This window comes from Lysobacter xanthus, from assembly GCF_047159895.1.
In genome coordinates this window covers 1-9,252 of record NZ_BAAGAB020000086.1, presented here as the reverse complement: position 1 = coordinate 9,252, position 9,252 = coordinate 1, and the positions used below count along the sequence as shown (strand labels likewise).

Here is a 9,252-nt window from a genome sequence, read left to right as displayed (position 1 = left end):
AATCCGGCGGACCTGAAGACGGACGTCTATCGCTCGTCGGGCGCCGGCGGCCAGCACGTCAACAAGACGGAATCGGCGGTGCGCATCACGCACGTGCCGAGCGGGATCGTCGTGGCCTGCCAGACCGGCCGCAGCCAGCACCAGAACCGCGACAATGCGATGAAGATGCTCGCGGCGAAGCTGTACGAGCTGGAGATCCAGAAGCGCAATGCCGAGCGCGATGCGGTCGAGGCCACGAAGTCCGACATCGGCTGGGGCAGCCAGATCCGCAACTACGTGCTCGACCAGAGCCGCATCAAGGACCTGCGCACCGGCATCGAGCGCTCCGACACGCAGAAGGTGCTCGACGGCGACCTCGACGAATTCGTCGAAGCGAGCCTGAAGTCGGGCCTGGAAGTCGGCGCCAAACGCACCGACGCCGCCTGATCCGACGCCCCTGTCTCGACAGGGGCATCCGCTCGATGCGCAGACGCGCATCCACGATTCCGCCCGCCGCCACGCCCGGCCCTGCAGCGACCGCCACGATGACCGACACGCCCGCCACCACGCCGACCGACGAGAACTTCCTGATCGCGGAGCGACGCGCGAAACTCGCCGAGCTGCGCGGGCAGGGCATCGCGTTCCCGAACGACTTCAAGCGCGGCCACTACGCCGGCGACCTGCAGGACGAGTTCGCCGACTCCGAACGCTGGACCCCGGAGGCGCTCGACGCCGCGCCGCGCCGCGTGGCGCTCGGCGGGCGCGTGCTGCTCAAGCGCGACATGGGCAAGGCCGGCTTCGCGCAGATCCAGGACGAGTCGGGCCGCCTGCAGCTATGGCTCAAGAAGGACCTGCTGGGCGACGCCTTCGAGGTGTTCAAGAACCTCGACCTCGGCGACATCGTCGCGGTCGAAGGCGAACTCACGCGCACGCGCACGGGCGAGCTGTCGCTGAAGGCGTCGTCGCTTCGCCTGCTGACCAAGGCGCTGCGCCCGCTGCCGGACAAGTTCCACGGCATGGCCGACATCGAGCAGCGCTATCGCCAGCGCTATGTCGACCTGATCGTGACGCCGGAGTCGCGCGACGTCTTCGTCAAGCGCAGCAAGATCATCCGCGCGATGCGCGCCTGGCTCGATGCGCGGCGCTTCCTCGAAGTCGAGACGCCGATGATGCATTACATCCCGGGCGGCGCCACGGCGAAGCCTTTCGTGACGCACCACAATGCGCTCGACCTCGAGCTCTACCTGCGCGTCGCCCCGGAGCTCTACCTGAAGCGGCTCGTCGTGGGCGGCCTAGAGCGCGTGTACGAGATCAACCGCAATTTCCGCAACGAGGGCGTGTCCACCCGACACAACCCCGAGTTCACGATGCTCGAGCTGTACGAGGCCTATGCCACGTACACCGAGATCATGGATCTCACGGAGGACGTGATCCGCCATTGCGCGCAGGACGTGCTGGGCGCGACCGCCATCGAGTGGGAAGGCGCACCGATCGACCTGGGCCCGCGGTTCCGCCGCTGGTCGATGACCGACGCCGTGATCGAGCTCAACCCCGCGATCGGGCGCGACGAACTGCGCGACGTCGCGAAGATGCGCGAGCATTGCGCGCGGCTGCGGATCGCCGTGAAGCCCTCGTACGGTTGGGGCAAGCTCCTGCTGGAGATCTTCGAGAAGACGGTGGAGCACACGCTGATCCAGCCGACCTTCATCACCGATCATCCCGTCGAGGTCAGTCCGCTGGCCCGCGCGAACGACCTCGACCCCGAACTGACCGATCGCTTCGAGCTCTTCGTCGGCGGCAAGGAACTCGCGAACGGCTTTTCGGAGCTCAACGATCCCGAGGACCAGGCCGCGCGATTCATGGCGCAGGTCGAGGCGAAGCAGGGCGGCGACGACGAGGCCATGCATTTCGACGCCGACTACATCCGCGCGCTCGAGGTCGGCATGCCACCCACGGGAGGCCTTGGCATCGGCATCGATCGCCTCGTGATGCTGCTCACGGATCGCGCCTCCATCCGCGATGTCCTTCTTTTCCCCTACATGCGCCCGGAACAGTCCGGCTGACCATGCGCTCAAGTACGGCAGGGAAGCAGCCGATAGAGGGCAGGCGCAGTGCCGGCGTGGTGCAGGCGCGCTATCCTCGGCCCGAAGCCGCCGTCACGGTAATCGCCAACGGATGGTCCAATGAACGTCGTCATCGTCGATGACCAGACCAGCGCACGCACCATGCTGCGCCACATCATCGAGGACATCGGTGCGGAACTCGCCGTGCACGACTTCGGCGAGCCGCAGGTGGCGCTCGACTGGTGCGCCTCGCACGATCCCGACCTGCTGCTGCTCGACTACCGCATGCCCGGCATCGACGGCCTCGAGTTCGCGCGCCGGTTCCGTCGGCTGCCGCGGCATCGCGACATTCCGATCATCCTGGTGACGGTGGTCGGCGATGAGCCGATCCGCCAGGCGGCGCTCGATGCGGGCGTCATCGATTTCCTCGTGAAGCCCGTCCGCCCGCGCGAGCTGCGTGCGCGTTGCCGAAACCTTCTGCAGCTGCGCCAGCAGTCCGAGACGGTGAAGCAGCGCGCGCTCTCGCTCGAGCACCGCCTGCAGACGACGTTGCAGCAGATCGCCGATCGCGAGCGCCAGATGCTGAGCCGCCTCGCGATGGCGGTGGAGTACCGCGACGGCGCCGCGCACCCGAACCTGCAGCGCATGGCGGTCGTCGCCGGGCTGGTGGCGCGCGGCGTGGGCTTTTTCGACGAGGACGTCACCCTCATCGAGCAGGCCACGCCGCTCCACGACATCGGCAAGATCGCGCTACCCGACGCGGTGCTGCATAAGCCCGGCCCGCTGTCGGACGAGGAGATGCAGCTCGTGCGCCGGCATCCGGAGATCGGCCATGAGCTGCTCTCGGGCAGCGGTACGCGTTTCATGGACCTCGCCGCGACCATCGCGCTCCACCACCACGAGCGCTGGGACGGCAGCGGCTATCCGCACGGTCTGGCCGGGCAGGCCATTCCGGTCGAGGCACGCATCGTCGCGGTCGCGGACGTCTTCGACGCCCTGGTTTCGGAGCAGCCCTACAAGCACGCCTGGGAGATCGACGCGGCGCTCGCGCACCTGTACGCGCAGCGCGGGCGCCTGTTCGACCCGGAATGCGTGCAGGCGCTGGTCGGTGTCCGCCGGCAGCTCGAAGTGCTCTGCCGGACGAGCCGGGGTGCGCCGGAGCGGCTGATGTGATCGCCGCGTTCGCCCGCCTGCGCAGTCGCCTCGCGACACGCCCGGACAGCGAACACGGCCAGGCCGGCGTCCGCATCGGTGCGCTCGGCGTGGTGCTGGCGTACCTGCTGCTCTCGCCGTCCGGGGCCCACCCCGACGCCTACTACGACGTCATGGCGATGGTCATGGCGGGCTTCATGATCGGCGCCGGCATCCTGGTCTGGCTCGTCGCTTCGCCGGACACCAACCACCCGCGGCGGCTGGTCGGCATGGCCGCGGACTACGGCCTGATGTCGGCCGCGATGATCCGCATGGGCGAGCCTATCGCCTGGGTCTTCGTGCTCATCCTGTGGGTGACGGTCGGCAACGGCCTGCGCTTCGGGCGTCGCTACCTCGTCGGCGCGGTGATCGCGGCGCTGTGCGCCTTCGGGCTCGTGCTCGCGAAGTCGCCGTACTGGCAGGAGAACCTGCCGCTCGGCTTCGGGCTCCTCGCCGGACTGGTGGCGATTCCGATGTACCTCACCGGCCTGCTGGCGGCGCTGACCCGGGCCACCGACGAGGCGCGGCGCGCGAACGAGGCGAAGAGCCGGTTCCTCGCGAACATGTCGCACGAGTTCCGCACGCCCCTCAACGGGCTCGCCGGGATGACCGAGCTGCTCTCGGCCACCGAGCTCGACGCCGAGCAGCGCGAATGCCTCGGCACGATCCAGGCGTCCACGCGCACGCTGATGGCGCTGGTCGAGGACGTCCTCGACATCTCCGCGATCGAGGCGGGCAAGCTCAAGATGCATGCGGGCGATTTCGACGTCCGCGAACTCGTGGACGGCGTCGGGCTGATCCTGGGCCCGCTGGCGCGTGCGAAATACCTGGATTTCCGCGTCGACGTCGCGGACGAGGTGCCGACGCGCGTCCGCGGCGACCTGGCGCACGTGCGGCAGGTGCTCCTGAACCTGGCGGGCAATGCGGTCAAGTTCACCGACCGCGGCTCCGTCGTGCTTCGCGTCGAGCGCGTCCTGCACGACGAGCACCGCACCTGCCTGCGCTTCACGGTGACGGATACGGGCATCGGCATCCCGGCCGACATGCGTCGCCGCCTCTTCGATGCCTTCGAGCAGGCGGATGCGGGCCTCGCGCGCCGCTATGGCGGCACCGGCCTCGGGACGACGATCGCCAAGGGCCTCACCGAGGCCATGGGCGGCACGATCGGCTTCGAGAGCACGGAGGGCGAGGGCACGCGGTTCTGGGTGCAGCTGCCGTTCCAGTCCGCCGAAGCGCCCGTGACGGTGCCCGAGCCTTCGTCCCTGCCTGCGGCCCATGAGCCGGGGCTTGCCGGCGCCGCGCTCGGCGAGAACGTCATCGCCTTCAGCAATCCCTTCCTGCGCCATCGCGCGCGGGTGCGCAGCCTCCATGTGCTCGTGGCCGACGACAACGCGGCCAACCGCATGGTGCTGCAGCGCCTGCTGCAGAAGGCGGGCCATCGCTCGACCTGCGTCGACGGAGCGGAGGAAGTGCTCGACCTTCTGGCCGAGAGCACGTTCGACCTCGTCATCGCCGACCTGCACATGCCCGGCATGAGCGGCGTCGACATGCTGCGCAACCTGCGACTAATGGAGGCGGGCAATGCGCGCACCCCGGTCGTCATCCTGAGCGCCGACGTGACACCGGCGGCGATCGCGGCCTGCGAGGACGCGGGCGCGTGGGGCTTCCTGGCCAAACCGGTCTCGACCGGGCGACTGCTCGACATGGTGGCGGAGATCGCCGAGCGCGACGGCGCCTCGCGTCCGCTGCGCACGACCGTGCCCCTCGTGGAACGCGACGACGGCGCGGTCTTCGATCCCGCGGTGCTCGACGAACTCGCCTCGATCGGAATGGGCGAGACGTTCGAGCGCGACTTCATCGCCGAATGCCTGGCGGATGCGGAGCGCGGCATCGCGCACGCCGCGCATTGCGCCGCACAGGGCGACTGGCTGCAGGTGCGCGAACATGCCCACGCCGTGAAAGGCGTGGCGGGCAACGTCGGCCTCGTGAAGCTTGCCGGTCTGGCCGGCGAGATGATGCGGCTGCCGGACTGGCAACTCACGGGCGAGTGGCGTGCGCGCGTGGACGCGCTGCGCGAGCGCCTCGCGCAGGGCCGCGAGCTTCTCGCCACGCGACGCGGGCGTGGCGATTCCGAAGGTCCGGCGCTGCGATCGGATTGATCAGCGCGCCGAGCGACGCGTCTGCGCGCGCACGATTCGCTCCATCGTCCTGAGCGAACGCTCGCCCAGCTGCAACGCCGCATCCACCCAGGCTTCCGTCACCGCGATCAGCTCCTCGCGCGTCACGCCCTGTGCGAGGCGCCGCACGCGATTGAGCGCAAGGTGCGCGTGCGGTGCCCGCTGTTCCTGCTGGATGAGCTCGCGCACGACCCGCGCGCCTTCGCCCTTCGGCGCCACGATGTCGACGACACCCATGCGCTGCAGCTCCTCGGCCGGCAGGATGCGGCCTTCGAGGATCATGCGCTCGGCCTGGTGCGGCGGCATGCGGCGGCTCAGGAACGAGTACGCGCCCATGCCCGGGAACAGGCCGAAGAGCACCTCGGGCAGCCCCAGTTCGGTGCCTTCCTCGGCGACGATGACCTGGCAGGCGAGGGCGAGTTCCATGCCGCCACCGAGCGCGTCGCCCTGCACGAGCGCGATCGTCCGGACGTCGCCGCCCAGTCCGCGATGCAGCAGGTGCACGCCGTCGACGCAACGCGTGGCGTAGTCGAGCAGGCCGTCGCGATCACCGGCGCGGATGAGGCTCGAGAACAGCGCCAGGTCGCCGCCGAGGTTGAACGCACCGGGCGCGTCGGACGCGAGCACGACGTGACGCAGCGGACGCCCCGCCGACGCACCGTGCGTGTCCGCGACTTCCGACAGCATCGCCCACATGTCGTGCATGAGCTCGCGACGGAAGCAGGGACGGATGCCGGAGGCATGGTCGGCATGCATGTACACCCAGTCGCAGCCGACACTGGCGTCGGATTCCACGCGGACGGTCGGGAAACTGCGGGCGCGGTAAAGCGGATCGATCGTGCTCATCATGCGGGTCCTCATAAGGGAACCGCCCGCGGTTGCCGGTGGGCGCGGGCGATCAGGTGGTGCCCACCGGGCGATCCTACACCTGCCGCGTGCATGCAAAAGACAGGCCCGCCGAAGCGGGCCCGTCGAGTCGGAACATTGGACGCGGGGCTCAGGCCGCGGTGGTTTCCCGGAGTTCCCGACGCAGGATCTTGCCGACGTTGGTCTTCGGCAGCTCCTTCCGGAACTCGACGAAGCGCGGCAGCTTGTAACCGGTCAGGTTCTCGCGCGCGTGGGCGAGCACCTGTGCCGCCGTGAGCGAAGGGTCCTTCGGAACGATCACCACCTTCACCGCCTCGCCGGATTTTTCGTCCGGGACGCCCACGGCCGCGACCTCCAGCACCTCGGGCATCATCGCGATGACGTCCTCGATCTCGTTCGGGTACACGTTGAAGCCGGAGACGAGGATCATGTCCTTCTTGCGGTCGACGATGTAGAAGAAGCCGCCTTCGTCCATGCGCGCCATGTCGCCGGTGTGCAGCCAGCCGTCGGCGTCCATCACCTTGGCCGTCTCCTCCGGACGGTTCCAGTAGCCGCGCATGACCTGCGGACCCTTGAGGCAGAGTTCGCCGATCTCGCCCATGCCGACAACGCGGCCGTCGTCGTCCTTGATGCAGGCATCGGTCGACGGGATCGGCAGGCCGATCGCCCCGTTGTAGGCGGGCAGGTCCATCGGATTGATGCAGGCCGCGGGCGACGTTTCGGTCAGGCCGTAGGCTTCGACGAGCGTGCAGCCGGTCACCTGCTTCCATCGTTCCGCGACCGCACGCTGCACCGCCATGCCGCCGCCGAGCGTGAGGTGCAGCCCGGAGAAGTCGACCTTGTCGAAGCCCGGCGTGTTGAGCAGGCCATTGAACAGCGTGTTGACGCCCGTGATCGCGGTGAACTTCGTCTTCTGCAGTTCCTTCACGAAACCCGGCATGTCGCGCGGGTTGGTGATCATGTGGTTGAGACCACCGAACTTCATGAAGACGAGGCCGTTCGCCGTCAATGCGAAGATGTGGTACAGCGGCAGCGCGGTGACGATCGTTTCCTGCCCGTAGCGCACGTTCGTGCCGATCCACGCTGCCGCCTGCTGCATGTTCGCGACGAGGTTGCGGTGGGTGAGCATCGCGCCCTTGGCCACGCCGGTCGTGCCGCCCGTGTACTGCAGGAAGGCGATGTCGCCCGCCTCGATCTCGATCTCCTCGTCGCGGAACGGGAGCCTGGCGCCCGCATCGACCGCGTCGTTGAAGCGCACCGCGTGCGGGATGTCGTAGTCCGGCACCATCTTCCTGACGTAGCGCACGACGAAGTTCACGACCGAGCGCTTCGGGAAATCGAGGCAGTCGCCGAGCGCGGTGGTGATGACGTGCTTCACCTGCGTCTCGTGCAGCACTTCCTGCACGGTGTGGGCGAAGTTGTCCATGACGAGGATGGCGACCGCGCCGGCATCCTCGAGCTGGTGGCGCAGCTCGCGGGCGGTGTACATCGGATTGACGTTCACCACTGTCAGGCCGGCGCGCAGGATGCCGAACAGCGCGATCGGATACTGCAGGCAGTTGGGCATCATGATCGCGACGCGATCGCCGTGCTTGAGCTTCAGTTCGCCGAGCAGGTACGCCGCGAAGCGCGCGCTCATCGCGTCGACCTCGGCGTAGTCGATCGTCTTGCCGAGGCTGGAGAAGGCGGGGCGGTCCCGGTACTTCGCGATCGCGCTCTGCAGCACCGAGACGATGGACGGGAACTCGTCCACGTCGATCTCGGCCGGAACACCGGCGGGATAGCTCGCCAGCCAGGGCCGGTCTTGCGTCATGCGATTTCCCCTTGGATTCGACTGCGTGCACGGCGCCGATCCGGGGCCGTACGGTCGCCGGATTGGAGCATAGGCCTCGCGCGCGTCGCAAGGCGCGGTGCAAGGTAGGCATCGGCCGCGCGGGCGGTTTCCGCAGCCCCGAAACGACGACGGGACGCCGAAGCGTCCCGTCGCGGAACCGGCCGCCGCCCGTGGGCGGCAGGACGGCGTCAGGCGGCCTTGCGGGCCGCCAGCTGGCGCAGCACGTAGTGCAGGATGCCGCCGTGGCGGAAGTACTCGACTTCCTTGGGCGTCAGCAGCAGCACGCGGACCTGGAAGCGCTTCTCGGAGCCGTCCGCACGGCGGGCCACGACCGTCGCGGTCTTGCTGGCGCCGTCCTGCAGGCCCTCGATCGCGATCGTCTCCGAGCCGTCCAGGCCGAGCACGCCGGCGTTCTCGCCCGGCATGAACTGCAGCGGGAGCACGCCCATGCCGACCAGGTTCGAGCGGTGGATGCGCTCGAAGCTCTCGGCCACCACCGCCTTGATACCCAGCAGGTTCGTGCCCTTGGCCGCCCAGTCGCGCGACGAGCCGGTGCCGTACTCCTTGCCGGCGAAGACGACCAGCGGGACGCCGTCGGCCTTGTACTTCATCGCCGCGTCGTAGATCGACAGCTTCTCGGGCTGGCCCGCGCCGAAGTACAGGGTGTTGCCGCCTTCTTCGCCGCCCAGCATCAGGTTCTTGATGCGGATGTTGGCGAAGGTGCCGCGCACCATGACGTCGTCGTTGCCGCGGCGGCTGCCGTAGCTGTTGAAGTCGGTCGGCTGCACGCCGCGGTCCATCAGGAAGCGCCCGGCGGGCGAGTCCTTCTTGATGTTGCCCGCCGGCGAGATGTGGTCGGTCGTGATCGAGTCGCCGAACAGGCCGAGCACGCGCGCACCGGCGACGTCCGCGATCGTCCCCACCTGCATCGACATGCCGTCGAAGTAGGGCGGGTTCTTGATGTACGTCGATGCGCCGTCCCAGGCGAACGACTCGCCTTCGGGGGACGCGATCTGGTTCCAGCGCGTGTCGCCCTTGAAAACGTCCGCATAGGCCTGCTTGAACAGCTCCGGGCCGATCGTCGCGGCGATCGTGTCCCCGATCTCCTTGTTGGACGGCCAGATGTCGCGCAGGTAGACCG

The 9,252-nt window shown here is 68.6% G+C and carries 6 protein-coding genes and 1 pseudogene; 4 read left to right on the top strand and 3 right to left on the bottom strand.

Translation table 11 applies throughout. The features are described from left to right. The 4 genes from ACY35P_RS14105 to ACY35P_RS14090 form a co-directional block, all read left to right on the top strand. Positions 1–426, top strand: a 426-nt coding sequence (locus ACY35P_RS14105) for a peptide chain release factor-like protein (protein ID WP_462116471.1), incomplete at its 5' end; no start/stop codon positions are given. A gap of 98 nt (positions 427–524) precedes the next feature. After that, on the top strand, positions 525–2,042 hold the full coding sequence (gene lysS / locus ACY35P_RS14100) for a lysine--tRNA ligase (protein ID WP_462116470.1): 1,518 nt from the start codon (positions 525–527) through the stop codon (positions 2,040–2,042). Between the two features lie 120 nt (positions 2,043–2,162). Further along, positions 2,163–3,215: an HD domain-containing phosphohydrolase gene (locus ACY35P_RS14095; protein ID WP_462116469.1), complete on the top strand. Its 1,053-nt coding sequence runs from the start codon at positions 2,163–2,165 to the stop codon at positions 3,213–3,215. Beyond that, positions 3,215–5,392 carry an ATP-binding protein gene (locus tag ACY35P_RS14090; protein WP_462116472.1) on the top strand — a complete coding sequence of 726 codons (2,178 nt, stop codon included), beginning with the start codon at positions 3,215–3,217 and terminating at the stop codon, positions 5,390–5,392. The genes ACY35P_RS14095 and ACY35P_RS14090 overlap by 1 nt, the downstream gene beginning before the upstream one ends. Here the strand turns inward: ACY35P_RS14090 and ACY35P_RS14085 are convergent, their stop codons facing one another. The 3 genes and pseudogenes from ACY35P_RS14085 to acnA all read right to left on the bottom strand — a co-directional run. After that, positions 5,393–6,256 carry a crotonase/enoyl-CoA hydratase family protein gene (locus ACY35P_RS14085; RefSeq protein ID WP_462116468.1) on the bottom strand — a complete coding sequence of 288 codons (864 nt, stop codon included), beginning with the start codon at positions 6,254–6,256 and terminating at the stop codon, positions 5,393–5,395. 151 nt (positions 6,257–6,407) lie between these two features. Then, positions 6,408–8,090, bottom strand: a complete 1,683-nt coding sequence (locus ACY35P_RS14080; RefSeq protein ID WP_462116467.1) for a long-chain fatty acid--CoA ligase — start codon at positions 8,088–8,090, stop codon at positions 6,408–6,410. Between the two features lie 209 nt (positions 8,091–8,299). Further along, a pseudogene (gene acnA, locus ACY35P_RS14075) lies at positions 8,300–9,252 on the bottom strand (aconitate hydratase); the annotation flags it as partial.

Bases quoted from the DNA above. Each gene is read 5' to 3' on its own strand.
- ACY35P_RS14095 (WP_462116469.1), top strand. From the start codon at position 2,163: ATGAACGTCGTCATCGTCGATGACCAGACCAGCGCACGCACCATGCTG.
- ACY35P_RS14085 (WP_462116468.1), bottom strand. From the start codon at position 6,256: ATGAGCACGATCGATCCGCTTTACCGCGCCCGCAGTTTCCCGACCGTC.
- lysS (WP_462116470.1), top strand. From the start codon at position 525: ATGACCGACACGCCCGCCACCACGCCGACCGACGAGAACTTCCTGATC.
- ACY35P_RS14080 (WP_462116467.1), bottom strand. From the start codon at position 8,090: ATGACGCAAGACCGGCCCTGGCTGGCGAGCTATCCCGCCGGTGTTCCG.